Origin of the sequence: Actinoplanes sp. NPDC049599 (assembly GCF_044465625.1) — a bacterium.
In the GTDB taxonomy this organism is placed as follows: Bacteria; Actinomycetota; Actinomycetes; order Mycobacteriales; family Micromonosporaceae; genus Actinoplanes.
The window spans coordinates 1-26,405 of sequence record NZ_JBITLX010000049.1; the positions used below are offsets into that span (position 1 = coordinate 1).

The 26,405-nt window shown below is 70.4% G+C and carries 25 protein-coding genes and 2 tRNA genes; 15 read left to right on the forward strand and 12 right to left on the reverse strand.

Annotated elements, in window-relative coordinates; translation table 11 throughout:
- Nucleotides 1–87: 87 nt before the first annotated feature.
- Both ACIBQZ_RS41930 and ACIBQZ_RS41935 read right to left on the reverse strand, forming a co-directional pair.
- Nucleotides 88–225: a hypothetical protein gene (locus ACIBQZ_RS41930; protein WP_396094539.1), complete on the reverse strand. Its 138-nt coding sequence runs from the start codon at nt 223–225 to the stop codon at nt 88–90.
- A gap of 215 nt (nt 226–440) precedes the next feature.
- Nucleotides 441–528: transfer RNA gene (locus tag ACIBQZ_RS41935), tRNA-Ser, on the reverse strand.
- A 226-nt stretch (nt 529–754) separates the two neighbouring features.
- Here ACIBQZ_RS41935 and ACIBQZ_RS41940 point away from each other — a divergent pair.
- Both ACIBQZ_RS41940 and ACIBQZ_RS41945 read left to right on the forward strand, forming a co-directional pair.
- Nucleotides 755–2,623 (forward strand): ricin-type beta-trefoil lectin domain protein, encoded by a 1,869-nt coding sequence (locus tag ACIBQZ_RS41940; protein WP_396094540.1) that lies wholly within the window; start codon nt 755–757, stop codon nt 2,621–2,623.
- A 90-nt stretch (nt 2,624–2,713) separates the two neighbouring features.
- Nucleotides 2,714–3,688: an NAD(P)H-quinone oxidoreductase gene (locus ACIBQZ_RS41945; RefSeq protein WP_396094541.1), complete on the forward strand. Its 975-nt coding sequence runs from the start codon at nt 2,714–2,716 to the stop codon at nt 3,686–3,688.
- Nucleotides 3,689–3,710: 22 nt separating this feature from the next.
- Here ACIBQZ_RS41945 and ACIBQZ_RS41950 read toward each other — a convergent pair whose 3' ends face one another.
- Nucleotides 3,711–4,433, reverse strand: coding sequence for a hypothetical protein (locus ACIBQZ_RS41950; protein WP_396094542.1), 723 nt, complete (start codon nt 4,431–4,433; stop codon nt 3,711–3,713).
- A gap of 111 nt (nt 4,434–4,544) precedes the next feature.
- The gene (soxR, locus tag ACIBQZ_RS41955) at nt 4,545–4,970 is read right to left on the reverse strand and encodes a redox-sensitive transcriptional activator SoxR (protein WP_396094543.1); all 426 of its coding nucleotides are present in this window, start codon (nt 4,968–4,970) and stop codon (nt 4,545–4,547) included.
- A gap of 85 nt (nt 4,971–5,055) precedes the next feature.
- Here soxR and ACIBQZ_RS41960 point away from each other — a divergent pair, with 85 nt between their 5' ends.
- The 4 genes from ACIBQZ_RS41960 to ACIBQZ_RS41975 all read left to right on the forward strand — a co-directional run bounded on the left by ACIBQZ_RS41960 (nt 5,056) and on the right by ACIBQZ_RS41975 (nt 7,268).
- A complete protein-coding gene (locus ACIBQZ_RS41960; RefSeq protein WP_396094544.1) occupies nt 5,056–5,589 on the forward strand; it encodes an NADPH-dependent FMN reductase in 534 nt (177 codons plus the stop codon).
- 75 nt (nt 5,590–5,664) lie between these two features.
- Nucleotides 5,665–6,453: a TIGR02452 family protein gene (locus ACIBQZ_RS41965; RefSeq protein ID WP_396094545.1), complete on the forward strand. Its 789-nt coding sequence runs from the start codon at nt 5,665–5,667 to the stop codon at nt 6,451–6,453.
- 58 nt (nt 6,454–6,511) lie between these two features.
- The gene (locus ACIBQZ_RS41970; protein ID WP_396094546.1) at nt 6,512–6,802 is read left to right on the forward strand and encodes a hypothetical protein; all 291 of its coding nucleotides are present in this window, start codon (nt 6,512–6,514) and stop codon (nt 6,800–6,802) included.
- A gap of 4 nt (nt 6,803–6,806) precedes the next feature.
- A complete protein-coding gene (locus ACIBQZ_RS41975; protein ID WP_396094547.1) occupies nt 6,807–7,268 on the forward strand; it encodes a DUF427 domain-containing protein in 462 nt (153 codons plus the stop codon).
- Here the strand turns inward: ACIBQZ_RS41975 and ACIBQZ_RS41980 are convergent.
- Nucleotides 7,237–8,448: an RNA polymerase sigma factor gene (locus tag ACIBQZ_RS41980; RefSeq protein WP_396094572.1), complete on the reverse strand. Its 1,212-nt coding sequence runs from the start codon at nt 8,446–8,448 to the stop codon at nt 7,237–7,239. The genes ACIBQZ_RS41975 and ACIBQZ_RS41980 overlap by 32 nt on opposite strands.
- Nucleotides 8,436–8,777 carry a YciI family protein gene (locus ACIBQZ_RS41985; RefSeq protein WP_396094548.1) on the reverse strand — a complete coding sequence of 114 codons (342 nt, stop codon included), beginning with the start codon at nt 8,775–8,777 and terminating at the stop codon, nt 8,436–8,438. The genes ACIBQZ_RS41980 and ACIBQZ_RS41985 overlap by 13 nt, the downstream gene beginning before the upstream one ends.
- 113 nt (nt 8,778–8,890) lie before the next feature.
- Between ACIBQZ_RS41985 and ACIBQZ_RS41990 the strand changes: the two genes are divergently transcribed.
- Genes ACIBQZ_RS41990 through ACIBQZ_RS42000 form a run of 3 tightly spaced genes read left to right on the forward strand, consistent with a single transcriptional unit; the run spans nt 8,891 to nt 11,085 of the window.
- Nucleotides 8,891–9,820 (forward strand): C40 family peptidase, encoded by a 930-nt coding sequence (locus tag ACIBQZ_RS41990; protein WP_396094549.1) that lies wholly within the window; start codon nt 8,891–8,893, stop codon nt 9,818–9,820.
- A gap of 42 nt (nt 9,821–9,862) precedes the next feature.
- On the forward strand, nt 9,863–10,504 hold the full coding sequence (locus ACIBQZ_RS41995; protein ID WP_396094550.1) for a GNAT family N-acetyltransferase: 642 nt from the start codon (nt 9,863–9,865) through the stop codon (nt 10,502–10,504).
- Between the two features lie 38 nt (nt 10,505–10,542).
- Entirely contained in the window at nt 10,543–11,085 is a 543-nt protein-coding gene (locus tag ACIBQZ_RS42000; protein WP_396094551.1) for a hypothetical protein, read from the forward strand.
- 13 nt (nt 11,086–11,098) lie between these two features.
- Here the strand turns inward: ACIBQZ_RS42000 and ACIBQZ_RS42005 are convergent, their stop codons facing one another.
- The gene (locus tag ACIBQZ_RS42005; RefSeq protein WP_396094552.1) at nt 11,099–12,301 is read right to left on the reverse strand and encodes an ATP-binding protein; all 1,203 of its coding nucleotides are present in this window, start codon (nt 12,299–12,301) and stop codon (nt 11,099–11,101) included.
- Nucleotides 12,302–12,665: 364 nt separating this feature from the next.
- Between ACIBQZ_RS42005 and ACIBQZ_RS42010 the strand changes: the two genes are divergently transcribed.
- A complete protein-coding gene (locus ACIBQZ_RS42010; protein WP_396094553.1) occupies nt 12,666–13,196 on the forward strand; it encodes a YbhB/YbcL family Raf kinase inhibitor-like protein in 531 nt (176 codons plus the stop codon).
- Between the two features lie 60 nt (nt 13,197–13,256).
- Here the strand turns inward: ACIBQZ_RS42010 and ACIBQZ_RS42015 are convergent, their stop codons facing one another.
- Nucleotides 13,257–13,970, reverse strand: a complete 714-nt coding sequence (locus ACIBQZ_RS42015) for a class I SAM-dependent methyltransferase (protein WP_396094554.1) — start codon at nt 13,968–13,970, stop codon at nt 13,257–13,259.
- A 265-nt stretch (nt 13,971–14,235) separates the two neighbouring features.
- Here ACIBQZ_RS42015 and ACIBQZ_RS42020 point away from each other — a divergent pair, with 265 nt between their 5' ends.
- Entirely contained in the window at nt 14,236–16,203 is a 1,968-nt protein-coding gene (locus tag ACIBQZ_RS42020) for a hypothetical protein (RefSeq protein ID WP_396094555.1), read from the forward strand.
- 12 nt (nt 16,204–16,215) lie between these two features.
- On the opposite strand, the gene ACIBQZ_RS42025 is transcribed toward ACIBQZ_RS42020, so the two are convergent.
- Together ACIBQZ_RS42025 and ACIBQZ_RS42030 are read right to left on the reverse strand one after the other, a co-directional pair.
- On the reverse strand, nt 16,216–17,223 hold the full coding sequence (locus ACIBQZ_RS42025; RefSeq protein WP_396094556.1) for a Midasin: 1,008 nt from the start codon (nt 17,221–17,223) through the stop codon (nt 16,216–16,218).
- 144 nt (nt 17,224–17,367) lie between these two features.
- Nucleotides 17,368–18,171: a hypothetical protein gene (locus ACIBQZ_RS42030; protein ID WP_396094557.1), complete on the reverse strand. Its 804-nt coding sequence runs from the start codon at nt 18,169–18,171 to the stop codon at nt 17,368–17,370.
- Between the two features lie 311 nt (nt 18,172–18,482).
- Here ACIBQZ_RS42030 and ACIBQZ_RS42035 point away from each other — a divergent pair, with 311 nt between their 5' ends.
- On the forward strand, nt 18,483–20,024 hold the full coding sequence (locus ACIBQZ_RS42035) for a peptide deformylase (protein WP_396094558.1): 1,542 nt from the start codon (nt 18,483–18,485) through the stop codon (nt 20,022–20,024).
- Here ACIBQZ_RS42035 and ACIBQZ_RS42040 read toward each other — a convergent pair.
- On the reverse strand, nt 20,021–21,130 hold the full coding sequence (locus tag ACIBQZ_RS42040) for a globin domain-containing protein (RefSeq protein ID WP_396094559.1): 1,110 nt from the start codon (nt 21,128–21,130) through the stop codon (nt 20,021–20,023). The genes ACIBQZ_RS42035 and ACIBQZ_RS42040 overlap by 4 nt on opposite strands.
- Before the next feature lie 157 nt (nt 21,131–21,287).
- On the opposite strand from ACIBQZ_RS42040, the gene ACIBQZ_RS42045 reads away from it, so the two are divergent.
- The gene (locus ACIBQZ_RS42045) at nt 21,288–22,061 is read left to right on the forward strand and encodes a CPBP family intramembrane glutamic endopeptidase (RefSeq protein WP_396094560.1); all 774 of its coding nucleotides are present in this window, start codon (nt 21,288–21,290) and stop codon (nt 22,059–22,061) included.
- On the opposite strand, the gene ACIBQZ_RS42050 is transcribed toward ACIBQZ_RS42045, so the two are convergent.
- Nucleotides 22,022–23,470: a hypothetical protein gene (locus ACIBQZ_RS42050; RefSeq protein WP_396094561.1), complete on the reverse strand. Its 1,449-nt coding sequence runs from the start codon at nt 23,468–23,470 to the stop codon at nt 22,022–22,024. The genes ACIBQZ_RS42045 and ACIBQZ_RS42050 overlap by 40 nt on opposite strands.
- A 165-nt stretch (nt 23,471–23,635) precedes the next feature.
- On the opposite strand from ACIBQZ_RS42050, the gene ACIBQZ_RS42055 reads away from it, so the two are divergent.
- Nucleotides 23,636–23,726, forward strand: a tRNA-Ser gene (locus ACIBQZ_RS42055).
- A 225-nt stretch (nt 23,727–23,951) separates the two neighbouring features.
- Nucleotides 23,952–26,387, forward strand: coding sequence for an Ig-like domain-containing protein (locus ACIBQZ_RS42060; RefSeq protein ID WP_396094562.1), 2,436 nt, complete (start codon nt 23,952–23,954; stop codon nt 26,385–26,387).
- The last annotated feature ends 18 nt before the right edge of the window (nt 26,388–26,405 follow it).

The following is a 26,405-nucleotide window of genomic DNA, read 5'->3' on the forward strand; positions in this document are numbered from 1 at the left end:
CCGAGGACTCCGCGTCCTCTTCCAGCATCGCCCGATCTTGACGCCTTCGCCCGTGTCGCACCAATCAACACATTCGCGTTGCTGAGATCAGCTCAGTGGCGTAAGAACTTCGCGAACAAGGTCGATGTCCACCAAACCTAAGCGGTCAATCACATCCTGGGTGGAGAAGTCGCGCCCGCCATAGCCCAGCGCTAGGACGGCCCGCTGGGACTCGTCGAGATTCAAGCGAAGAGCGTGAGCAGCTCGTAGCTGACGCGAAGGCTACGGAGAACGCCGCCGACGCTTGATCGAGGGCGGAGGAGTTCGTGGTCGCACTATGGTCGTGGCGAGCAATATCGAGTCGTCCGCAGTGAGATCGAGTGAGGCTCTGAGCTGGGTGTGGAGTACTCCCGTCGACCGGCGTTATTGCTGGTCAACGGGGATTTCTGCAGTGTGCTGAGCGGAGGGCGTGGGATTCGAACCCACGGAGACGCGGAACGCCTCACCGGTTTTCAAGACCGGCGCCATCGGCCACTAGGCGAGCCCTCCCGTACGGCGGCACCCAGTCTGCCAGATCCCCCCACGCCAAGCCGGAACGGTCCGCGACGTGCCCTCCAAAAACTTAAATTAACCTATGTAACAGCGCCCCCAGCTGCTGAAACATAGCCTCTGACCTGCGCATCCATGGTTGACACACCATCGAGTGCCGTGCTTATTGTTCGGAGCCTTACCTATCCCGGCCAGGCCCCCACCTCCGGTCAAGGGAGTCCCCGTCATGTCCATCCCCAGAAGAAGATCCGGAAGAAAGACCGCGCTCGCCGCCGCCGTTGTGCTCGCGGCCGGTGCCGGCATCGTGTTCGCCCCCAGCGCGTTCGCCGCCAACGAGCAGGTCAACGTCTACCTCACCACCACCAGCGACGGCGGCGGCCGCACGGTCACCCGCGGCCTGCAGCAGCAGACACCGGTCAATCTCGCCGGCAGCACCGGCCCTGCCAATCAGACGATCACCGTCAACGAGAACACCACGTACCAGCAGTTCGAGGGTGCCGGCGCCTCGTTCACCGACACCGCCGCCTGGCTCATCAACGGCAGTGGCGCGCTTTCCGCCGCCACTCGCAACGACGTCATGACCAAGCTGTTCAGCCCGAGCGCCGGCATCGGCGTCAGTGCCACCCGCAACGTCCTGGGCTCGTCGGATCTGGCCCGGTCCAGCTATTCCTACGACGAGACCTGCTGCGACATCAACGACTTCTCGCTGGCCCGTGATGTCGACGTGCTGGCGCTGACCAAGCAGGCCCGGGGCCTCAACCCGAACCTGCTGGTGATGGCCTCGCCCTGGTCCGCTCCTTATTGGATGAAGGACAACAACAGCTACAACCAGGGGTACCTCAAAGCCGAGTACTACAAGGCGTACGCCCAGTACTTCGTGAAGTACATCCAGGGGTATCAGGCTCAGGGCGTACCGATTCATTACGTCACCGAGCAGAACGAGCCCGGCTGCTGTGCCGGTTACCCGTCCATGCAGTGGAGCGTTTCCGGTCTGCAGTCGTTCGCCAAGAACGATCTGCTGCCGGCGCTGCAGGCGGCCGGGCTGAGCACCAAGCTGCTGGTGCACGACTGGAACTACAGCGACTACGACACCTGGGCCGCGCCGCTGGTCAACGACGCGGCCATCCGCAACCACCCGAACTTCGGCGGGGTGGGTTGGCACGGTTACGGCGGCGATCCGAGCAAAGCTTCCACGGTACGCAGCCAGTACCCGTCCATGAACCAGTACTTCACCGAGCACTCCGGTGGCACCTGGGTCGGCAACCAGCACGCCGAGGACATGAACAACCTGGTCGACTACACCCGCAACTGGGCCCGGTCGTGGACCAAGTGGAGCCTCGCGGTCGACCAGAACATGGGTCCGCACAACGGCGGCTGCGGCACCTGTACCGGCCTGGTCACCGTGCACAACGGTGACGGGCGCAGCGGGCAGGTCGACTACACCATCGAGTACTACACGATGGGGCACCTGACCAAGTTCGTGAGGCCGGGCGCGGTGCGGATCGACTCGACCGCCAACGCCACCGTCAAGAACGTGGCCTGGAAGAACCCGGACGGGTCGAAGGCGCTGATCGCCTACAACACCAGCGGCAGCGCGCAGACCGTCAAGGTCAACTGGGGCGCCCAGTCCTTCCTCTACAACCTGCCGACCAGGACCTCGGCGACCTTCACCTGGAGCGGGAACCAGAGCGGGGGTACGCCGCCCACAACGCGCACAGGCGCCATCACGGGTCTCGGTGGCAAGTGCCTGGACGTGACCGATGGCTCCACGGCCAACGGCAACCTGCCGCAGCTGTGGACGTGCACCGGCGGCCCGAACCAGTCCTGGACGGTCGGCTCCGACAACACCGTCCGCGGCCTGGGCAAGTGCCTGGACGTGTCCAACAACTCGACGGCCGACGGCGCCGTTGTGCACCTGTGGGACTGCATCGGCACCGTGGCCAGCCAGAAGTGGACCGCGAGCAACGGCGCGCTGGTCAACACGGCGTCCGGTAAGTGCCTCGACGTCAAGGACAACAACACCGCCGACGGGGCCAAGCTTCAGCTCTGGAGCTGCACCGGGGCGGCCAACCAGCGGTGGACCCTACCGGCCTGACCGGCCGGACGGAAGACCCGCGGGTGGCGCCGGGTGCCACCCGCGGGCCTTTCTCGTTTTTTGTCGTACGGGTCGGGCAAGCTGACAGTCATGCACGCGATCACGATCGACCAGCCCGGCGGCCCGGAAGCTCTCGTCTGGGCCGAAGTGCCGGACCCGGCCGCGGGCCCCGGCGAGGTCGTCGTCCAGGTGACGGCCGCCGCGGTCAACCGGGCCGACGTGATGCAGCGCCAGGGCCACTACCCATCCCCGCCGGGCGCGCCGCCCTATCCCGGCCTCGAGTGCTCCGGCGTGATCACCGCGTTGGGTGAGGGCGTGACCGGCCACCACGTCGGCGAGCGGGTGTGCGCCCTGCTGGCCGGCGGTGGCTATGCCGAGCAGGTGGCGGTGCCGGCCGGCCAGCTCCTGCCGATCCCGCAGCAGATGTCCGTGCAGGAGGCGGCAGCCCTGCCCGAGGTCGCCTGCACCGTCTGGTCAAACGTGGTGGACATCGCCCGGCTCCGTAAGGGCGAGACGCTGCTGGTGCACGGCGGGGGCGGCGGCATCGGCACCTTCGCCATCCAGCTCGGCAAGGCCCTGGGCGCGACGGTGGTGGTCACCGCCCGCGAGGCCAAGCACGCCCAGCTGCGCGCGCTCGGCGCCGACCTGACGATCGACTACACCGCCGCCGACTTCGTCGCCGAGACCCGGAGTTTCACCGACGGCCGCGGCGTCGACGTCATCCTCGACATCATCGGCGCGAAATACCTCGACCGAAACGTGGCCGCGCTGGCGCCCGACGGCCGGATCGCGGTGATCGGCCTGCAGGGCGGCCGCCGCGGCGAGTTCGACCTGGGCGCGTTGATGGCCAAGCGCGGCTCGGTGTCCGCGACGACGCTGCGGGCCCGCCCGGTCGCCGACAAGGCCCGGATCGTCAAGGGCGTGCGCGAGCGGGTCTGGCCGCTGGTCGACGCGGGCGCGATCCGGCCGATCATCGACCGCACGATCCCGATGGCGGAGGCGCCGGCGGCCCACCGGCTGATGGAGAGCAGCGACCACCTCGGCAAGATCCTGCTGCTCCCCTGACGAGCGTCCGGGCCGGCGGGGGTCAGACCTGGAAGGCGGTGATGCCGGCGAAGACGCGGACTTTCCAGGCGCAGTCCGCGGCGCTGCTGACCTTGAAGAAGCCCTTGCGAGCGCCCGCGTGGCCGTTCAGGGTCAGGGTGCCGGCGGGCTTCGCGCCGTGCACGTATTCGGCGCCGCCGCCCTCGCCGGTCCAGGTCAGGCGGATGAACGGGGAGCCGGTTCCCGCGCAGGTCCAGGACACCAGCGCCTTGTAGTCCTTTGTGGGGATCCGGATCGTCGGGCTCCGCCAGGAGTTGCTCTGCGCCGCCCAGCCGGCGATCTCCCGCGACCGGCGCTGGAACACCTGCACCGCGTCGAGCCGGGCGGCGTTGCGACGGCCGGCCGAGCCGGCGAAGACCGCTTTCCAGGTGCCGGTGGTCAGCGCGGGGTAACTCCGGCTGAAGTTGCCGGCATCGCTCGTCATCGCGAAGCCCTGGTAGGTGAACGCGCCCGCCGGGGTGCCACCGGCCCGGAAGTAGAAGTCCACTCTGGCCTTGTTGCCCCGTGCGGCCCGCCACACCCGGCCGGCGAGCGTGATGGTCGCACCCTTGGCAACCGGCTCGGGCCCGGCATCAAACCTCATCCGCACCGCCGCCGGCCCGGCCTGCGGGGCGACGGGGTCGACCACGGCGGAGGCCGTCGACAGCGGTAGGGCCGCGGTGGCGACGGCCACGGCGGTGAGCAGCAGGACGGGACGACGGCGCATAAGGTGACGGCCTTTCGGAGCTCGGGGGATTTGTCCCACTTTGTCAGCTCTAACGCCTCCCGAGCCGCGCGGTCACCGGCGCGCCGAGATCAAAAGCGCCGGCCCGCCGGGTCAGAGCAGGCGCCGTGGCCCCGGGCCCTGCCGGCCGAGCTTGTCCTCCGGGTTGATCAGCGGGCACCGGTCGATCGACATGCATCCGCATCCCACGCACCCGGTGAAGTCGTTGCGCAGCTGCTCCAGGTGGCGCATCCGCCGGTCAAGCTCCTCCTGCCAGCACTGCGCCACCCGCGCCCAGTCCTGCCGGGTCGGGGTGCGGTTGTCCGGCAGCAGCGCCAGGATCGCCGCCACCTCCTTGAGCGGGATGCCCACCCGCTGGGCGATCCGCACGAACGCCACCCGGCGCAGCGTGTCGCGGCGGTAGCGGCGCTGGTTCCCGGCCGTCCGCCGGCTGGTGATCAGGCCCTGGCGCTCGAAGAAGTGCAGCGCCGACACCGCGACCCCGCTCCGGGAGGCGAGCTCCCCGACGCTCAGTTCCATCGCCGCCGCCTCTCGATCGCTTGACCTCAACATTAGTTGGGGTTCTAGCGTCGGAGCTGTCACCGCACCGACCGAGGAGGACACCTTGTCCGCACATCCGCTCCACGTGGCCGTCATCGTCGCCAGCACCCGGGAAGGGCGCTTCGGGCCGACTGTCGCCGCCTGGTTCGCCGGGGAGGCGGGGGGCCGTACCGACCTGGATGTGGAGGTCGTCGATCTGGCCGAGCCGAGCACGGTCACCAAGAAGCTCGCGGCGGCTGACGTCTTTGTGGTCGTCACGCCCGAGTACAACCACAGCTACCCGGCGCCGCTCAAGGCCGTGATCGACAACCACTTCCGCGAGTGGCTCGCCAAGCCCGTCGGCTTCGTCTCGTACGGCGGGTTGTCAGGTGGCCTGCGCGCGGTCGAGCACCTGCGCCCGGTCTTCGCCGAGCTGCACGCCGTCACCGTGCGCGACACCGTCAGCTTCCACGGCAGCCGCGCCTGCTTCGGCCCGGACGGCCGACCGCTCGATCCGGCGGTGTCCGGTGCCGCCGCCCGTGTCCTGCTGGACCGGCTCACCTGGTGGGGCCTCACGCTGCGTGACGCCCATCGGGCCCGCCCTTACGTCACGGCCTGACGCCGCGCGGGGCACACAGTGGACCGGGAATCCCGGGTGACGGCGACCGGGCCGGGCGGTCATCATGGACCGATCATGAGTAATCGACTGCGGGCCATCGCCCGGGAAGCCGTGGAGATCGCCGAGCGCGGCTGGTACCACGATCCGCACGGCGCCGAAGTGCGTATCAACGTGCGCGACGCGGTCGCCGGCACCCGGCTCCACCTGCCGACGGACGAGCTGCCCGCGGGGGTTGCCGGTCCGCCCGGACGCGTTGAGGTCACCGGCGAGTCGACCCTGGCGGCGGCGCGGCGGCTGGGTGGTGACGTCGCGGCGCTGATCTTCGCCTCGGCCCGGAACGCGGGCGGCGGTTTCCTCAACGGCGCCCAGGCCCAGGAGGAGAGCGTCGCCCGCAGCTCGGCGCTGTACCCGTGCCTGCGTGCGGCCGGCGAGTTCTACGCGTACCACCGGGCGCACGCCGAGCTCACGTACTCCGATCGGGTCATCTACTCGCCGCGCGTACCCGTCTTCCGGGACGACCGGGCCGCGCTGCTCACGGAGCCGTACCCGGTCACGTTCCTGACCGCGGCCGCGCCCAATCTCGCGGCGATCCGGAGCAACCAGCCCGAGCTGGCCGCCGAGGTCCCCGCGGTGCTGCGGCGCCGCGCGGCGCGGGTGCTCGCGGTGGCCGCCGCGCACGGTCGGCGCCGGCTTGTGCTCGGCGCGTGGGGCTGCGGGGTCTTCGGCAACGACCCCACGACGGTGGCCGAGGCGTTCGCCGCGGCCCTCGTCAGCTATCCGATGGAGCATGTGGTCTTCGCCGTCCTGGGCCCGAACCGCGACGAGTTCGCAGCCGTCTTCGCAGCCGCCGGAGGCCCGGCGTGACGGACGACGGACCCATCCGGGCCGTGGCGCATGTCGAGATGGCCGGCGGAGGCACGGTGTGACGGACGAGCCTATCCGGGTCGTGGCGCTGGTCGAGATGGCCGCCGGGCACGTCGAGGCCGGCGCCCGGTACGAGGACGCCGTGCTCGCCCTGCTCGGCCGGTACGGCGGCAAGGTCGAACGACGCCTGCGCACCGGCGACGGCGGCACCGAGGTGCAGGTGCTGACCTTCGAGTCCCGGGCCGGGTACGAGGCCGTGCTCACCGATCCGGAACGGCTGGCGTTGCGTGCCGGCCTCGGGGACGCGGCGCCGACGACCCGGGTGCTCGAGGTGAGCGACGTACCGTGACGAGGTGGAATCCGTCTGGGACTACCCGCGCCCGCCGCGGCTCGAACGCAGCACCGCCCGCATCACCGTGGTGCACGCGGGGGTGACGCTGGTCGACAGCGACCGCTGCTGGCGGGTGCTGGAGACCTCCCACCCGCCGGTCTACTACGTGCCCTGGGACGACATCGCGCCCGGCACGCTGGAGCCCGCCCACAGCCGCTCGTTCTGCGAGTTCAAGGGCACCGCCGGTTACTGGGACCTGGTGGCCGGCGGGACCCGGGTGGCCGACGCCGCCTGGTCCTACGCCCGGCCGTCGCCCGCCTACGCGGAGCTGGCCGGCGCCGTCGCGTTCTATCCGAGCCGGGTGGACGAGTGCCGCGTCGACGGCGAGGTGGTCCGCCCGCAGGAGGGTGACTTCTACGGCGGCTGGATCACCGCGGACATCGCCGGGCCGTTCAAGGGCGGTCCGGGGACGCTGGGCTGGTGAGCTCCCGGGCCTGCTGGAGGAACGCGCGCTCGGCGGCGTTGCCGGTCAGCTCCGCCGCCCTGGCGTAGGCCGCCGCGGCCTCCTCGCCGCGGCCGAGGCGCTTGAGCAGGTCCGCCCGGATCGCGTGGAACAGGTGGTACCGGTCCAGGTCGAGCGCGTCGACCAGGGGCAGGGCCGCCGCGGCGCCGGCGACCTCGGCGACCGCCACCGCGCGGTTCAGGGCCACGACCGGGGTCGGCGCGAGGGTCAGCAGCTGGTCGTAGAGCTTGACGATGGCCGGCCAGTCGGTCGCGGTCACGCTCGGCGCGGCGCTGTGCACCGCGTTGATCGCCGCCTGCAGCTGGTAGGGCCCCGGCCGTCCACAACGTACGCAGGCCCGCACGATCTCCTGCCCCTCGGCGACCAGCGCCTGGTCCCAGCGGGACCGGTCCTGGTCGGCGAGCCGGATCATCGCTCCGTCCACCGTGGTGCGGGCCGGCCGCCGGGCCAGGATGAGCAGCTGCATCGCCAGCAGGCCCTGGACCTCGGGTTCGGCGGGCATCAGGCGGGCCAGCATCCGGGTCAGCCGGACCGCCTCGGCGCACAGGTCGTCGCGGGTGAGGGTGGTGCCGGTGCTGGCCGCGTACCCCTCGTTGAAGATCAGGTAGAGCACGGCCAGCACCGGCCGCAGCCGGTCCGGCAGCTCGGCGTCGCCGGGCACCCGGTACGGGATGCCCGCGTCCCGGATCTTGCCCTTGGCCCGGACGATGCGCTGGGCCATGGTCGGCTCCGGCACCAGGAACGCCCGCGCGATCTCGGGCGTGCTCAGCCCGCCGAGCAACCGCAGGGTGAGGGCCACCTGGGCGCTCCGGCCCAGCGCGGGGTGACAGCACGTGAAGATCAGCCGGAGCATGTCGGTCTCCTCCTGAGCCGCGGACGTCGGGGCGAGCAGCGCCGCCTCCGCCTCCTTGCCGGCCCGGACGGACTCGCGCCGCAGCCGGTCGATGGCCCGGTTGCGGGCCGTGGTGATGATCCAGCCGGCCGGGCTCGGCGGGACGCCCTCGGCCGGCCACTTCGCACTGGCCACGGTGAACGCCTCCTGCACCGCGTCCTCGGCGAGGTCCAGGTCGCCGAGGACCCGGGTCAGGACGGCGACCGCGCGCCCGTACTCGGCGCGGAAGACCTCGGTCAGGCCTGGAATGGCCGCACCTCCACCGGCAGGGTGGTGATCGCCGCCATCCGTTCGGCCCACGCCAGGGCGGCGTCCAGGTCGGCGACGGTGATCACGGTGAAGCCGCCGAGGAACTCCTTGCTCTCCACGAACGGCCCGTCGGTGAGCAGCACGTCGCCGTCGCTGACCCGGACCACCGTGGCCGTGCTCGGCGGGCAGAGCGGGGCGCTGAACACGAACGCGCCGGCGTCGATCAAATCCCGCTGGAGGTCAGCAAGATCACACATCACCGGTTCGAGTACTTCCGCCGGCGGCGGCGGACCGGCAGGCTGATAGATGCTGATCAAGTACGTCTGCATGGCTTCCTCCTGTGGTGAACGGCACTGGCTACACGAACAGTTCGCGCTCGGATCGACACCTCGGGAGCATTATTTTCCGATTCTTCATAACGGCGCCGCGATTGTGTGTTGGCATGGTCGACGGAATTACCAATATCGCCTGGGTTCCCATTGTCATCCGTTTACGGATGGCCACCGGCGTGGCGGCACCATCCGTCGTGCTGAATTGGGATTCGCGTGAGAGCCCCGGGCCGAACTCGGAGGCTTCGCTGTCTCGTCCGTCCACCGGCCGTGTCCTGGCCGCCGGCGCACTCGCGCTCGCCGTGAGCACGCCGGCTCTCGATTCCGTCGAACCCCCGATCGAAAGCATGCCGAACGCCGTGCCGGTTGTCGCGCCCGCTCTGGTGGAGCGACAGCCGGTGCTGGAGGTGCGGTCCGCGCTGCGGGCCTCGCGCTCGGCGGTGCGCCGATCCGCCGCACGACCGGCGGCGGTCGCGCTGCAGGCAGCGCAGCGGTCATTGCAGAGGGAGGCCAAAAAGATCCAGACCGTACGGCGGGCAGCACAGGCTCGCCGGGCGGCTGAGGCGCGGGCTGCCGCCCAGCGTCGCGTCGCGGCTCGCCGGGCCGTCCTGGCGCGCCGGGCGATTGCCGCCACGCCGCGCGTCGCGGTGCGGCCGGCGACCAGGCACCGGGGTGCCCCCAAGCGGGGCGCGGCGACCCGGGCCCGTGCGGCGATGCGGATGTCGCCGGTGATCGCGTTCGCCCGCTCGCAGGTCGGCAAGACCTACCGGCGCGGCGCGGAGGGCCCGAATGCGTTCGACTGCTCCGGATTCACCAAGCGCGCCTACGCGCTGGCCGGGCTGCGGCTGCCGCATTCCTCGGGCGGTCAGGCGGCGCAGGCGCGCATCGTTTCGCGCGCCGCGGCGCGGCCCGGAGATCTGGTCGTCGGACCCGGGCACGTGGGGATCTACATGGGCGGCGGAATGATGATCGACGCCGGGAACCCGCGTGTCGGTGTCGTCTATCGGCGGCTCTACCGGGGGTTGCACATCGAGCGATTCTAAACGGATGGCGCGGGCCGGCGGTGGGGCGCGAGAATCCCTCGCATGATCACTGAGCACTGGCCGCTGTTCGGGCTGCGGCTGACCACGCCGCGGCTCGAACTGCGCGTTCCGGACCTGGCCGATCTCGCTCAGCTCGCCGATGTCGCGGCCGCGGGGGTGCACGATCCGGCGACCCAACCGTTCGCGGTGCCGTGGACCGACGGCACGCCGACCGAGGTGGCCCGGGGCACCTTGCAGTTCCAGTGGCGGATGTGGGGTCAGTGGGCGCCGGAGAGCTGGTCGCTGCACTTCGTCACGGTCCGCGACGGGCAGGTGATCGGCACCCAGGCGCTGGACGCCCGGAACTTCGCCACGCTGCGTGAGGTGGGCACCGGCTCGTGGCTGGGGCGCGCGCACCACGGCCAGGGCTTCGGCACCGAGATGCGGGCGGCCGTGCTGGACCTGGCCTTCACCGGGCTGGGCGCGCAGTGGGCCACCTCGGAGGCGTTCGCGGACAACGCCGCCTCGTGCGGGGTCTCGCGCAAGCTCGGCTACCTCGACGACGGGGTCGCCCGGCACGTGGTCCGCGGCGAGGCGGTGGTCGGCCGCCGGCTGCGGCTGGACCGGGACGGCTGGGCCGCGGCCCGTACGGTGCCGGTGCGGATCGAGGGGCTCGCGCCCTGTCTGGCCATGTTCGGCGGCTGAACGCTGCGATCCCGCCCGCGGATGCCGATGGGTGGGACATGAGGAAGAAGTCCGACGCGGGCTTCACCATGATCGACGTGCTGGTCTCGACGAGCGTGATGGTCGTGGTGATGGCTCTGGCCACCGCCGGGATCCTGACGATGTATCGCACGGCGAACGCCGTCGACGCCAAGTCCGCCGCCCAGTCCCAGCTCGGGTTGGCCCTGCAACGGCTGGACCGGGAGATCCGGTACGCCGAGGGGATCAGCGAGGAGTACCAGGTCGGCACCGACTGGTACGTGGACTTCCTCGCCGTCCAGGGCACCAAGCGGCAGTGCGTCCAGCTGCGGCTGTCCGGCAAGCAGCTGTCCCAGCGCACCTGGCTGTACGACCAGACGCCGCTGACCCGCACCGCGTGGCGCCCGCTGGCCGACGGCATCACCTCGGCCCGGCCGTTCGACCGGCTGCCCCCGTCGGACGTGATCGGCTATCAGCGGCTCACCCTGGACCTGCGGTCCGGCGCGGACGCGAACACGGCCACCTTCACCGCCCTGAACACCACCCGCACCAGCCGCGACGACTACTGCGTGGCCGGCCGCTAGGGTCTGGCCCTGGCTACGGCCGCAGCAGGGTCAGCCGGACCGTGGTGCCCACCCCGGGCTCGCTGTCCAGGTGGATGCTGCCGTGGTGGGCCTCGATGATCAGGTTGACGATCGACAGGCCGAGCCCGGGACCGGGCGCCGCCATCCGGTCGGCGGTCGTGCTGCGGAAGAAGCGGTCGAAGACGTGCGGCAGCTCGGCCGCGGCGATGCCCACCCCGGTGTCGACGATGACCAGTTCCGGCTCGTCGCCGGCGGTGCCCCGGACGATGATCTCGCCGCCCGGCGCGGTGAACTTGATCGCGTTGACGATCAGGTGGTTCAGCGCCTGCCCGAGCCGCCGGGCATCGCCGCGAGTGGGCACCGGGTGGTCCATCAGGACGTGCAACGCCACGTCCCGGTGCTCGGCCAGCGGCCGGCACGCGGTGATCACCTGGTGCGCCAGCTCGGCCAGGTCCAGCTCGACGAGGTCCAGCGCCACCCCGTCGTCGTTGAGCCGGGCCACGGTGAGCAGGTCGTCGATGAGCCGCAGCAGCCGGTCGGAGTTGCGCTGCATGACCGCCAGGAAACGCTGTGAGGTCTCCGGGTCGAAGCCGTCCGTCTGGAGGATCTCCAGGTAGCCGCGGATCGAGGCCAGCGGCGTCCGCAGCTCGTGGCTCACCCCGGTCAGGAACGAGTCCTTCATCCGGTCGAGCTGGCGCATCCGGTCGGCGATGTCCCCGGCCTGCCGGGCGTAGCGGCGCAGCTCCAGCTGCACCGCGGCGTGCCGGGCCAGGCAGCGCAGGGCGCGGCGTTGCGAGGCGGTCAGCCGGCGCGGGTGATTGTCGACGACGCAGAGGGTGCCGACGGCGTGCGTGCCGTCCAGGACAACCGGCGCCCCCGCGTAGAACCGGAACTTGGTGTCGCCGAGCACCAGCGGGTTGTCGGCGAAGCGCTCGTCGGCCGTCGCGTCCGGCACCTCCATCAGGTCGTGGCCGTGGATGGCGTGGGCGCAGAACGAATCGTCCCGAGAGGTCTCGTCGAACTCCAGACCGATCTTGGCCTTGAACCACTGCCGGTCGGCGTCGACCAGGCAGACCATGCTGATCGGGGTCTCGCAGATCTGTGCGGCGAGCAGCGCGATGTCGTCGAAGTCACCCTCCGGGAGGGTGTCGAGCACCCGGGCCTCGTGCAGGGCAGCCAGGCGGCCCATCTCGTCGGACGGCAACAGGGCTCTCACCAGGTGATGCTCTCACCACACCCGGTGATGGGCAGGGGGAACCGGGCTGTTGGACGAAAAAGCCGGGCACAGCAGTCGGCACCCGTCCTGGCGGACGGGTGCCGACTTGCTGGACGCCGTGGCGGCCGATCGCCACCGAGCACGGGGATCTCTGCCCTACGCACCCGGTCGGATGTCTGACACAACTATCGCCCCGGTCAACCCCTGAGGCGCGCACCACCTGTGCGTTTCCTTGGAATTTCGCCATCTGGCCCGGTTACCCGAGCGAAAGGTGTGCGACACGTCACCCGGTTACCGTCGGCGAACCAGGGAAGTTTCCCTCCGGTGCCATCTGGGTGCCGGATGACGTGGAAGGACTACCAGCATGAGCCTGGAGCGAGCCGTAGCGCCGGATCCGTACGACATCCTGCCGCCGGTCCCGGCCTTCACGCTGACCAGCGCGGACGTGACCGATGGCCGACCGCTCGACGAGCTGTACGCGCACACCAGCGTCGGCGGCAAGAATCTCTCGCCGCAGCTGTCCTGGTCGGGCTTCCCGGCGGAGACGCGGGGTTTCGTCGTGACCTGCTTCGACCCGGACGCACCCACCGGCAGCGGTTTCTGGCACTGGGTGGCGGTCAACCTGCCGGCCTCGGTCACCGAGCTCGACCGTGGCGCCGACCCCCTGCCGGACGGGGCGTTCACCGTCCGCAACGACTACGGCGACACCGGCTACGGCGGAGCTGCCCCGCCGCCCGGTGACCGCCCGCACCGCTACGTCTTCGCGGTGCACGCCTTGGACGTCGACCGGCTCGAGGTGAGCGAGGGTGCCACGCCCGCCTACGTCGGCTTCAACCTGGCGTTCCACACCCTGGCCCGGGCCACGCTGCGGGCCACGTACCAGGTCAAGGGCTGAGCCCGGACACGACGAAGCCCGCCGGATCGTCGATCCGGCGGGCTCATCACACGGGCAGGATCAGCCGGGAACCTTCGCGACGACGAAGACCGACTGGCCGAACGGGGGCTTCACGATGCTCTCGGCGGCCTTGGTGACCGGCAGCACGACGCTGTCGTAGACCTTGACCATCGGGCCTTCCTTCGGGGCCAGCTTGAAGATGCTGGTCGCGCCGTAGTAGCCGATCAGGCCGAGGGCGTTCGCGTAGTGCAGCTTCTCGATGGTGAGGCCGGCCTCGGTCATGGCGGCGCGCATCGTCTTCTTGGTGTAGCGGCGGATGTGCCCGGTCGCGATGTCGACCTGGCTCATCGCGAACATGAAGGCCGGCACGATCAGGATGATCCGGCCACCAGGGCGGACCAGCTCGGCCATGCTGCGCAGGGCGCCCACGTGGTCCTCGATGTGCTCGAGCACGTTGTAGGAGACCGCGGCGCTGTACTCGCCGTTCGCGTCGGCCGAGGGCAGCAGCATCTGCCGCACGTCGATGTTGTCGTGGTCGGCCAGGCGCTCCTTGAGCTGCACCAGCCGGTCGGGGTCTGCCTCGGTCGCGGTGAAGCGGGGCAGGTGCTCCGCCCACTCCAGCGCGTAGTCGCCCAGGCCGCTGCCGATCTCGATCGGGTTGTCACCCAGGTACGGGAGAGCGAGCTCGACGAACCACCGGCGGTGGTTCACCGCCGTGGCGAGGCCCTCGAGCACTTCGGACTGGATCCGCTGGTCTCCAGTGATGTCTGCCATAAGTAAGGTTCCCTCGTCTTGCCGATCCGAGCTGACAGCGGGACCGGGAGAGTTAACCATCCGCTGCGCGCAACCGAAAGTTGAGCGGGGGGTGCCCGCTCATTTTTTGCCTGATTGAGACATTGACCCGTGGGTACCCACGGCTCTTACCCATCATGCCTCGGGTGGGCCAACCACGGGTAATACGCGCTTAGATATCGGCTCGATCACGCCTGCGCCGCCCGTCACAACACTGTTACCAACCTCGGTTAGGCTCGCCGATGCTATGACGATTACAGGTATTGACTCGACAGGCCAGTCGGCCGGCGGGCACGTTCTGCCGCCCGACCCCGCCGCCGACGCCGACGACCTGGACGCGGAGCTGCGGGCGCTGGAGAGCGAGGTCGCCGCCGCGCCGATCTCGGTCATACCTGCTGTTGACGCCCCGCCGGTGGCGGAGCGCGAGCCGGCGCCGCAGCCGCGGTGGTGGCGCTCTCTCACCTGGCGAGATGTTCTCGCAATAGTCACCTTCATTGCGGTAGCGCTGTTCATCACCGCCCCGTTGTGGCTGAACCTTGATCATGAGTTGCGCGATGATCCCCAGGATCAGGCATTCTTTGAGTGGATGTTGGCGCACGGTGCGCGCGTGCTCACGGATGGCGTTTATCCGTTCTTCTCGGATCGCATGAATTACCCCGATGGGGTGAACATGATGGCCAACACCTCGGTGCTGGCCGTTTCGCTGCCGATGACGCCCATCACTGTGCTGTTCGGGCCGCATGTGGCGTTCAACGCTTTTCTCACGCTGGCGTTGGCAATCACCGGCATTTCGTGGTATTTAGTGCTCTCCCGGCAATTCGTCACCTCGCGGCTGGCCGCCTGGGTAGGTGCCCTGTTCGCCACGTTCGCGCCGAGCATGATCTCGCACGCCGGCGGGCACCCCAACATCGTCTCGCAGTTCCTGGTGCCGCTGATCATCTGGCGCACGCTCGCGCTGCGCCGGCCGGGCCGGGCGGTCCGCAACGGGCTGCTGCTGGCCGGCCTGCTGGTCTGGCAGGCGTTCATCAACCTTGAGATCCTCTTCATGACCGCGGTGGGCCTCGGCATCTTCTGCGTGGTCATGGCGATCTCCCGGCGCCGGAGCGAGCCCGGCGAGATCAAGCACTTCCTGCGCGGGCTCGGCATCGCCGGCTCGGTGACGCTGGCGGTGCTGGCCTATCCGCTGTGCGTGCAGTTCTTCGGGCCGCAGAGCTACCACGGGCTGCCCGAGTTCGTCCGCTACTTCGGCGCCGACCTGGGCTCCTTCACGGCGTACGCGCAGCGCTCGGTGGCCGGCAACAGCATCACCGCGGGCCGCCTCGCCCAGAACGCCGCCGAGGAGAACGCGTTCTTCGGCTGGGGTCTGGTCATCCTCTTCTTCGGCCTGGTGGCCTGGATGCGCCGCAGCGTGGCGATCGTCGCGCTGGCCGGCGTCGCGCTGTTCTTCGGCGCGATGTCGCTCGGCCCGCGCATCCGGCTCAACGGCGTCGACACCGGCGTCCCCGGCCTCTGGTCGCTGCTGCACAGCGTGCCGATCCTCAACTCGGCGGTGCCGACCCGCTGGGCCCTGGCGATCGCCCCGATCGTGGCCATCGTGCTGGCGCTCGGCTGCCAGCGCGCCTCGGACCTGATGAAGGCCCAGCCGGCCGCCCGCGGCCCGGTCCGGGTCGCGATGATCACCGCGGTCGCGATGGCGCTGGTCCCGCTCACGCCCACCCCGCTGCGCACCACCCCGATGGACCCGGTGCCGGAGTTCGTCACCTCGGGCGCCTGGAAGCAGTACGTGGACGACGAGCACACGCTGGTCGCCCTGCCGCTGCCGGACAGCTCGTATCCGGACCCGATGCGCTGGAGCGCGTACACGGGCCAGGACATGCGGATCGCTTCCGCGTACGCCCTGCTGCCGAACCAGAACCCGCTGGACCCGACGGACCGCTCGGCGCTGTTCGCACCGCCGTGGCGCCCGACCAGCGGCCTGATGACCTCGATCAAGCAGGGCAACCCGATCCCGGAGATCACCGAGACCCGCCGCGAGATGACGCTGGCCGACCTGCGCTACTGGAAGGCCGGCGTGGTGGTGCTGACCCCGCAGGTCCGCGACATCGAGATGCTGCGGGCGATGACGGATCTGCTGGGCTTCCAGCCGACCTGGACCGGCGGCGCCTGGATCTGGAACGTCCGCAACCTGGTCGACAACGAGAAGGCCAGCCAGTAGGCAGCCCGGCGGTCAGGCGCAGACGAGCTTGATCTCCTCGGCGGTCGGCGGCGTGCCGAGCTCGCTGTCGTCGCCGTCCTCGGCTTCGAGCTCGTGCACCGCACGCCCGATGGTGAGATCGTCGATCGTGGCGGGGACCGGGCAGGCCGCCGAGCGCCGGTACCAGCTGATCTCGGTGCTGTCGGTGACGGTGACGGTGACGGTCATCCCGGAGCCGATGCTCACGGTGAGCGCTGCGGTAGCGGCGTCGAAGCCGGTCACGGTGCCGGCGTTGTCCTCGCTGCCGTCCTCGTCGTCGCTTTGCTCATCCTCGTCGCTTTGCTCATCGTCGTCGCTGTCGTCGCTGTCGTCGCTGTCGTCGCTGTCCTCGTCGCCGTCGGGCACGCCGTCGTCGTCGCTGTCGGCATTCTCCGGGTCGTTCCCGCGGTTGTACTCGTCGACGTTGCTCAGCCCGTCGTCGTCGAGGTCGTCGTCGCCGTCGGCAACCCCGTCCTCGTTGCTGTCGGCCTGCAACGGGTGATAGCCGAGCTCGAAGTCCTGCACGTTGCTCAGTCCGTCGCTGTCGGGGTCCTCCGCGCCGTCATCGGTGCCGTCGCTGTCGCTGTCGATCTCGCGCGGGTCGTCGTGGACCACGTATTCCTGCTCGTTGCTCAGCCCGTCGTCGTCGAGATCGTCTCCGGCGTCGGCACGCAGCGGGTTGAGCCGGTTGCTGACCTCCCACCCGTCGGGCACACCGTCACGGTCGGTGTCGGCCTTGCGGGCGCTGGTGCCGGCCTTGAACTCGCGCAGGTTGCTCAGTCCGTCACGGTCCCGGTCGGCCTTGCCGTCGGTGCGGCGCGGGTTCAGCCCGTTGGCCTTCTCCCACTTGTCGGGCATGCCGTCGTGGTCGCTGTCCCGCACTGCCGGCGCGGCCGGCTTGGGCTTGTGTCCCTTGGCCGCCATGGCGGCACCGGACATCGACAGGGTGGTCAGCGTGGCGGCGGCCGCAGCGGCGATCCGCAGGTTCCGGCGATGGTTCACGAGTGGGGGTCCTTGTCTCACAGCCACGATGGCGTTACCGCGGGTGACCACCGTAGGACGCGCGGGGACCGGTTGGATGATCTTGGGGCCGGGTGCTCCCGAACCGCTCCCGTCCCGCACCGTGCGAAAAAGGGGCCGCTGGCCTTACTTGATGCAGCAGCCCACGCAGACCTTGGGCTTGGGCAGCGTGAAGGCCAGGCAGCAGGTCTTGCGCTGCACGTCCAGCTTGCCCGCGCGCCCCGGCACCAGCTCGATCAGGTCCTCGATGCCGAGCGTGCCCAGCAGCGTGGCGATCGTCTCGGCCGAGGAGCCCGGCAGCACGTCGGCCGACCGCAGCACCGCGTAGGCCACCCCGGAGGACAGCGAGCCGAGCAGTGTGCGCTTGCCCAGCCGGACCTTGGCGTGGATCGCGTCCAGCAGCGGGGTCAGGTGCTCGTCCAGCAGTGACCGGCGCAGCTCCTCCAGCAGCGCGGCCTCGTTCTCGACGACCCGGACCTGGGTCAGCCCGCTCAGCGCCAGCGGGTCGGACGGCAGCACCGCCACCGTGATGTCCCGGTGCAGACCCAGCGTGACCAGTGGCCGCGGGTCGTGGAAGTGCATCAGCACGTCGGTGCCGGTCAGCAGCGGCACCCGGCGTGCCGACGCCCAGCCCAGCACGGCCGGCAGCGCCAGCCAGTAGGTGTAGGCCTTCCAGGCCAGCGCCGCCGCGGCGTGCGGCTGGGCCTGCCAGCGTTCGCGGGAGGAGTCCAGCAGGGTGTCCAGGCTGGCGCCGGCCAGGTCGGAGGCGGGCAGCCAGCCCGCCGGCTCCCGGACGATCAGGTCGGGTGCCAGGCCGGGCAGCTCGGTGCTCGTGCCGAACATGGCACGCAGCGTCGCGGTCACCGGGGCGAGGGGCTGGGCGGGGTGCGCGGAACGGTCGGCCAGCGCGCGATCAAGTGCCGTGGTCATCGCCGGGCGCCGCTCAGGCAGCGGCAGCGCGGCTTCATCCGCTGGATCACCACTGTCACCTCGCCATGCCTCGCCGGTCAGGACTGCCCACCGTACCTTGTTAAGGCTAACCTAACCACGCCACCACAACCCCCACATCCCCGGCCCCAGACAGGTGTTCTTCGGATAAATACCCCCAGCAAGGGTGACCTAACCGAGCGTTGCGACGTTGCCGGTTTCGTCAAGGTATTTGTCGGCAACGCGCTACTAGCCCCATGCGGACACCGGATGACATGGACACTGAAATTCCTGTCGCAAAGGGGACATCCGTGATGACCACCTCGCCTGTCGAGAGGGCTGCCGATCACTTCGTTTCGGCGCTCGCGTTGTGGCGGGTCGAACGCGGGATGACGAAGAAGCAGCTCGCGGCGCGCATGGGCTTCGATCCGTCGTACGTCAGCCATGTCGAGGGCCGCCGGCACAAGCCGACCGAGGACTTCGCGCGACGAGCCGAGGCGGTGCTGGCCGCGGGCGGCGCCATCTGGCAGAGGTTCCAGGAGTACGACGAGTTGCGGCACGCCCGCGGCCCCGTCCTGCACCGCGACCCGCCCGTGCCCGCGCAGTGGATGCCGCCCGGCACCGGCCTCATCGTGGAGCAGGAGGTGGCCGAGCTCACGTACACCGACGGGGCCTATCGGTGTGTGATCCGGCGCGCGCTCTACAACGCCGGGATGGAGCCGGTCACCCGCTATCTGGTGAAGATCGCGGTGGACCGCTACCCGCACGACCCGCAGGGCTCCAACCGGCACCACCGGCGGCACCCGCTCAGCTTCGAGGAGATGGACCTGCGCGCGGTCGCCGGCGAGGGCGCCGCCACCGAGCCGATGCAATGGCGGCTCAAGCTGGACCGGGACGCCGCCAAGGAGGTCTGGCTGCTGTTCGCCAACGACCAGGGCCAGTTCCCGCTCTACCCCGGCGAACGCACCACGATCGAGTACGCCTACACCGTCGGCGAGGAGAAGTGGGGCCAGTGGTTCCAGCGGGCCGTCCGCCTGCCCACCCGCAACCTCACCGTGCGGCTGGACTTCCCGGTCGAGTTCGAGCCGCAGGTGTGGGGCGTCGAGACGTCACTGGCCGCCGAGGTGCCCGTGCGTACCCCGTTGGAGCGCCACAACGACGCGCGCCGCGCGGTCTTCGAATGGTCGACCGACGCGCCGCTGCTCAACGCCCGGTACCGCCTGGAGTGGCGGTTCCGGGGCCAGGCCGCACCGACCAGCTCGGACGAGGGGGTCCCCAAGCCACGGCGCAACGGCCACGAGCTGAGAGCGAGCCAGCGGATGCGCGGAATCGGCATCGTGCAGCGCGGCGCGGATCTCCTGCGCCAGCGCTCCCGGCACTTCCAGCTGCCCCGCGAGGAGTCGGCCGCCCGCGACGCGATCTCCGGTCTGCGCACCACGCTGGACCGGCTCGAGGCCCTGCACGACTTCAGCAAGGGGGTAGGGCTGGCCGCGCCGCAGATCGGCCTGGCGGTTGCCGCCGCCGTGGTGCGCCCACCTGAGCGCGGCGCGGAGCCCGTGATCCTGCTGAACCCGCGGGTCGTCGACGAATCGAGCGAGACCGACGAGCAGTACGAGGGCTGTCTCTCCTTCTTCGACTACCGCGGCCTGGTGGTCCGGCCGCTGCGGGTCGACGTGGAGCACGCCCGGTACGACGGCACCCGGGTGATCACCTCCTTCGAGCAGGCCATGGCCCGGCTGGTCAGCCACGAGATAGACCACCTCGACGGCCGGTTGTACGTGGACCGGATGGTGCCGGGCGCCAACCTCGTGCCGGTGGAGGAATACCGCCGGACCGGTCAGCCGTGGAGCTATTAGTCGGAGAAGCTGTCGTACTTGATCCGCATCGAGGGCACCTGGAGCTCGGCCAGCGTCTTCAGCGTGGCCTTGACCATCCGGCCGGAGCCCGAGACGAAGAAGTCGTGCTCGTTCCACGGCCCGTAGCGGGCTACGACGTCGGAGATGTTGCCCTGCTCGCCGGGGAACGTCGGGTCGTCGCTGCACGCGGTCACCACGGAGAGCCACGGGTAGCGGGCGGCCAGCCGGTTGAGCTCGGCCAGGTCGTAGAGGTCCTCGCGGGTGCGGGCGCCGAAGAACACGTGCACCCAGCGCGTCCGGTTGTACCGGGTCAGCTCCTCCAGCAGTGACTTGACCGGGGCCAGGCCGGTGCCGCCGGCCACGAAGACCGCGTCGCGGGTCGAGCGGCGGTCCAGGTTCATCGAGCCCATCGGCGCGGCCAGCCGGATCATGTCGCCGACCTCCAGGCGACGGACCAGGGCGCTGGAGACCCAGCCGGCCCCGACGGCCCGGACGTGGAACTCCAGGCTGTTGTCCCGCCGGGGCGCGTTCGCCGGCGAGTAGGTCCGCCACAGCCGGGGCTGGAAGCGCGGGCACTCCAGGCTCAGGTACTGCCCGGCGCGGTACTCCAGCGGCTGCATCGGCATGACCGTGAAGACCGCGATGTCGGTCGAGCGGCGCTCGTGCGCCATGACCTCGGCATACCAGTACGGCGGGTTGGTGTCGGCCTCCGCGCCGGCGAGCATCTTGGCCGCGATCACCGCGTACGCGTCGGCCCAGGCCTGGTCGTACTCGACGCCCCACTGCTCGCCCGCGAACTGCCGCATCGCCTCGATCAAAGCGCCTCCGACGACCTCGTAGTGAGCCGGTTCCACATGGAACTTGCGGTGGTCGCGACCGAGTCCCCGCAGGTAGTCGTCGAACTTCTCCGGATCCTCCAGCGTCTGCACCGAGGTGACGATCGCGTTGAGCAACCGTGATCGCTGGACGTCCATGTGCACGGGGAACAGGTCCCGCAGATCCGGGTGCGACAGGAAGATCCGCGCGTAGAAGTAGCCGGCAACCTTGTCCTGATGCTCCTCGACGAGGCTCCAACTCTCCTTGAGCAAACGAGCGAGGTCTCCCATGCCCCTCAGCGTGAAGAAAACAGCGGGTAACGCATCGCACGCGAAGTGCGATGTACACCGCACAATTGCCGACACACGGCGCGTCGCTTGCCCCGATAGGTCCGGTTGTGCATGAACGCGATCACTCGAAAGGCTGAGCCGCTCCTAGAGTGGTCGCGTGACAACAGCTCTTGATCGCCCGCCGGCCACCCGTTTCCAGCTCCGCTGGGAGATAGCCATCGTCCTGCTGCTGTCGCTGGGCCAGTCGGCCGTGTATGCGGCGGTGTCGCTGGTGGCGAAGCTCACGGCGGGCAAGCCGCTGTCCCAGCAGACGGCGACGCTGAACCCGTCCCGGTCGCCGCGGGTGTACCTCGACCTCACGTACCAGTTGCTCGGCATCTTCTTCGCCCTGGTCCCGGTGCTGCTGGCGATCTACCTGCTGAGCCGCGACCTGCCGGACCCGGCGCGCACGCTCGGCGTCGACCTCCGCCACCCGGCCGGCGACGCCGGCTGGGGCACCGCGCTGGCCGCGGCCATCGGCATCCCCGGCCTGCTTCTGGTGTACGCGGCGGCCACGCTCGGCCTCAACGCCCAGATCGTGCCGGCCGCCCTGCAACCGGTCTGGTGGGCGGTCCCGGTGCTGATCATCGCGGCGGTGCAGAACGCGGTCCTGGAGGAAGTGATCGTGATCGGCTACCTGATGACCCGCCTGCGCGAGCTGGGCTGCCGCATCGGCTACCTCGTGGCGGCCAGCGCGCTCCTCCGCGGCTCGTACCACCTCTACCAGGGCTTCGGCGCGTTCGTCGGCAACGCCGTGATGGGCGTGGTGTTCGCGCTCTTCTTCCTGCGCAAGGGCCGGGTGATGCCGCTGATCGTGGCGCACACCCTGCTCGACGTGGTCGCCTTCGTGGGCTACACGCTGCTGCCCAAGGACTGGCTCAGCTGGCTCTGACCGCGGTAGAAGAAGGTGGCCCGCGCCGCCATCGCCCGGGCCGCACCCCGGCTGGTGAGCGTGGCGGCGAGCAGGCTGGTGCCCGGGAAGAAGTGGTTGACCGCCCGGACGGCCACCCAGCCCCCGGCCTGCGCGGCGATCATCCGGCCCAGCCGCCAGGTGGCGTCGGTGAGCCCGGTGTGCTCGTAACTCTGCTGCGTCGCCGCGGCGGCCAGCGCGGCCTCGGCGTCCTCCCGCAACGGATGCACCCGGGTCAGCACCAGCAGATCGGCAGCCCGCTCCCGGTCGGTGGGATCCAGACCGTAGGCCGCGGCGATGTGCAGAGCCAGCTCGGCGTGCGTGAACGCGGCCGCACCGAGCAGCGCCAGGGGCGCATAGGAGCCGGCAACCGCGGCGAACACGCTGCTGACGCTGCCGAACCGGGTGAACTGCTGGGCGGCCAGCCGGGCCAGCGCGTCGGGGGTGGCGCTGGGATAGGCGGCCCGGGTGCGGCCGGCCCACTCCTTGGCGCGCGGGCCGATGGTCTGGGTGGCGGCGACGGCGAGCAGCTCGGGCGAATGGCCGGGATCGGCGATCAGCGCGGCCCAGGGCTCGGCCCGGCTGCCGGACCGGGTGTCCGGCAGGGCGGTGGCGGCGCGCGGCAGGGTCGGGCCAACGGGGACGGCATCCTCCGGCTGCCCCGGGGCCGTGACCGAGGGCTCGGCAGTCGGGGATGTCGCCGTCTCATCCGGTACGCCGGGAGCACGCGGCTCGTCGGGGATCGTGGCCGGGTCGGGCTGGACCACGGCCGGCGCCAGTTCCGCGGCGGCGGCCCGGACGGTGGCTGCTGCCTTCTTGGCGGGGCGCGCCGCCTTGGCCGGGGTGGCCCGGGGCGCGGCCTTCTTCGCGGGCTCTGCCGCTGCCGCCGGCGTTGACTTGGTGGGCGGCGTGGCCTTGCGGGGCTGGCGCTTTGCCGGGGTGGTGGCCTTGGCGGCCGGCGTCGACTTGGCGGGTGCCGGGGGCTTGGGCTGGGCCTGGGCCGGCGGGCGGGGCGATTCGTCCGGCGGCGGTACGTCGGCGGCGGCCTCGACCTTGGCGGGCTGCGGCTTGGCGGCGGCCTCGACCTTGGCGGGCTGCGGCTTGGCGGCGGCCTGCGCGCGGGACCGGCTCGGCGGCGGCGCCTTTCCGGCCGGGTCGGCGGCGCTCGGGTGTGGCGTTGACGGCGCGGGGGGCCGTCGGGGTTGGGTGGACGGCTTTGCGGGTGGGGCGTCTGCGCCCGTACCGGAAGAGGGTTTTTCCTCCGCCGGTGGCCGGAAGGTCACCGCCGGCGGGACCTTCGCCGGTTTTGCCGGGGGAGTGGGCTGGTCAGGCGTGCTGAACGCGGGGTTCGAGGTCCGCGGGCGTCGCTGCTTCGGCTCGTTCTCCTCCATGCCGAGGGAGCCTAGTCGCGCCGCGCCCCTTTCACCTGTGGGAAGGCGGTGCGGTCCGTCGATTTCTGCGGATTTCGATGATCGGCGTGGCCGAGGGGTTACCTCTTTGCCGGGCCCCGGGGCGGTCCGGTATCCTCAACCGTCGGTGGCCTGCGAGCCGCCAGAGGAGACTTCGCCTAGTCCGGTCTATGGCGCCGCACTGCTAATGCGGTTGGGGTTTTATAGCCCCTCCCGGGTTCGAATCCCGGAGTCTCCGCTCGTCGAGAAGGGCCGTGAGCGTTCGCGCTCACGGCCCTTTCCGTGCCCGGCCGGCGCCTCCTCAGCTGTCGCACAAACGTTCCGAACGCCCGTTCGTTAAAGGTTCAAGACCTGGTCCCCAGGTCGGAATGCGAACGATCACGTTTGAGCCCGGCCGGTCATCCGGCCGCTCCGGGCCAGCAGAACGGGCTTATACATGCGACGGCGTACACGATCAATCCTGGTGGCGGCGACCCTGTTGCTCTCCGCCGGGCTGCTTTTCACCCGACAGTGGCAGCCCTCGGCACTTGCCGAGACGGACCCGGCGGCGACGCGCTCGCCGGTCACCGTGTCGTTCACCTACGACGACGGGTCGAGCGATCAGCTCGAGGCGGCCGAGATCATGGCCCGCTACGGCTTCAAGGGCACCTTCTACCTCAACTCCAGCCTGCTGGGCGCGCCCGGCCGGCTGAGCGTCGCCCAGGCGACCGCCCTGCAGTCGGCCGGCCATGAGCTGGGCGGCCACACGGTCACCCATGCCGACCTGCCCACGCTGAGCGCGGACGAGCAGGCCCGCCAGATCTGCGGCGACCGGACGACGCTGCTCTCCCACGGGCTCCAGATCAGCAACTTCGCCTATCCCTACGGCGACGACAGCCCCGCGGTGCAACAGGTCGTCGAGAGCTGCGGCTACAACTCGGCTCGGGTTGTCGGCGGCATCGCCTCGTCCGGCTCGTGCTACGGCTGCCCGCCGGCGGAGAGGACACCCCCGGCGCATCCGTACGCGATCGCGACCCCGGACTCGATCAAGCCGAGCACCTCTCTCGCGGCCATGCAGAACTACGTGCTGCAGGCCGAGGAGAACGGCGGCGGTTGGGTGGTCATCGTCATGCACCGCGTCTGTGACGACTGCGACCCCTACGCCATCACCCCGGCCAAACTGGACAGCTTCTCCTCCTGGCTCGCCGAGCGCGGGCCGGGCGGCACCGTGGTCAAGACGGTCGCCGAGGTCATGGGCGGGCCGGTCCGGCCGGCGGTTCCCGCTCCCGCGCCGCAGCCTCAGGACGATCTGCGCGAGCTCGTCCGGTTCCCCTCGATGGAGACCGACACCAACACCGACGGGATTCCGGACTGCTGGCAGCGGGGCGGCTACGGCGACAACGCCGCGAGCTGGTCGAACTCCGCCGAGCCGCACACGGGCAGCAAGGCGATGCGGGTCAGCATCAGCTCGTTCGTCAGCGGTGACCGCCGCATCACCACCCAGCAGGACCTCGGCGGCTGCGCCTCGAAGGCGATTCCCGGCCACCGCTACAAGGTCACCGGCTGGTACCGGTCGGCGGGTTCCGCCCGGCCCGTCGCCTACTACCGGGACGCCGCGAGCCGATGGCAGTTCCTCGGCCAGGCGTCGCTGCTGCCGGCCACCACGGAATGGCGCCCCTCGGAGTGGACCACCCCGGCGCTGCCCGCCGACGCCAAGGCGCTGTCGGTCGGCATCTCGCTGCGCTCGAACGGCATGCTCGAGGCCGACGACTTCAGCGTGCAGGACACCGACGAGACGCCGCCCCAGGTGGCGCTGACCGCCCCGGCCGACGGCTCCCGCGCCCGCGGCACCGTGACCTTCACCGCCGGGGCAACCGACGCTTCCGGTATCGACCACGTCGATTTCCTGGTCGACGGGGAACAGGTCTGCACGACGACGGGCCCGTACACCTGTGACTACGACACCACGGCGCACCCCGACACCGTGATCGCGGTGACGGCACGCGCCACGGACACGGCCGGCAACGTCACGCTCTCGCCCGGGCGCACGTACACCGTCTCGAACAGCGTGCCGCTGGACACGGTGGCGCCCGCAGTGACCCTGACCGCCCCGGCGAGCGGGTCGGTGGTCAACCGTACGGTTACGCTCAGCGCCGCCACCAGCGACGACGACTCCGTGATCCGAGTGCTCTTCTACGTCGACGGCGAGCTCATCGGCGCTCCCCACACCGAGCCGTACACCGTGTCGTGGGACACCACGACCCACAGCGAGGGCCAGGCCCGGATCCAGGCGAAAGCCCTGGACGCCTCCGGCAACACCGGCGCGTCCGAAGAGCGGACCGTGGTGGTCAACAACTATCAGCTCGACGCGACAGCACCGGCCACGTCCGCATCCTGCGGCCCGGCACCCTGCGAGGACACCTGGTTCAACGCCCCGGTCGAACTGAGCCTCACAGCGACCGACGCGGACTCCGGTGTGGACCGGATCATGGTCACCGCGGACGGATCCACGCCGGCCCTGGACAACGGCACCCGGTACGACAACCCGATCACGATCCCGGCGACGACCACGGTCAAGTACCGGGCCTGGGACAAGGCCGGCAATGCCGAGGCCGTGCACACGCTGAACCTGAAGGTGGACCGGGTCGCGCCCACGGCCCGGGTCAGCGCCCCGGCAGCCGGCTCAGCCGTCGTCCCGCCGACGACCTACTACAAGGCGGACGTCTCGGACGACAACGGCATCGCCCGGGTGCTGTTCTACGTCGACAACGTGTTCCTCGGGAGCCGCATCAAGACGCCGTACCAATGGGTGTGGGACACCAGCCAGCTGCCGGCCGGCCCGCACACGCTGCACGTCATCGCGCGCGACGTCGCCGGAAACCAGACCCGGTCGGACCCCGTCAGCATCATCGCCCCCTGAGGCGTCCTGTCCGTGCCA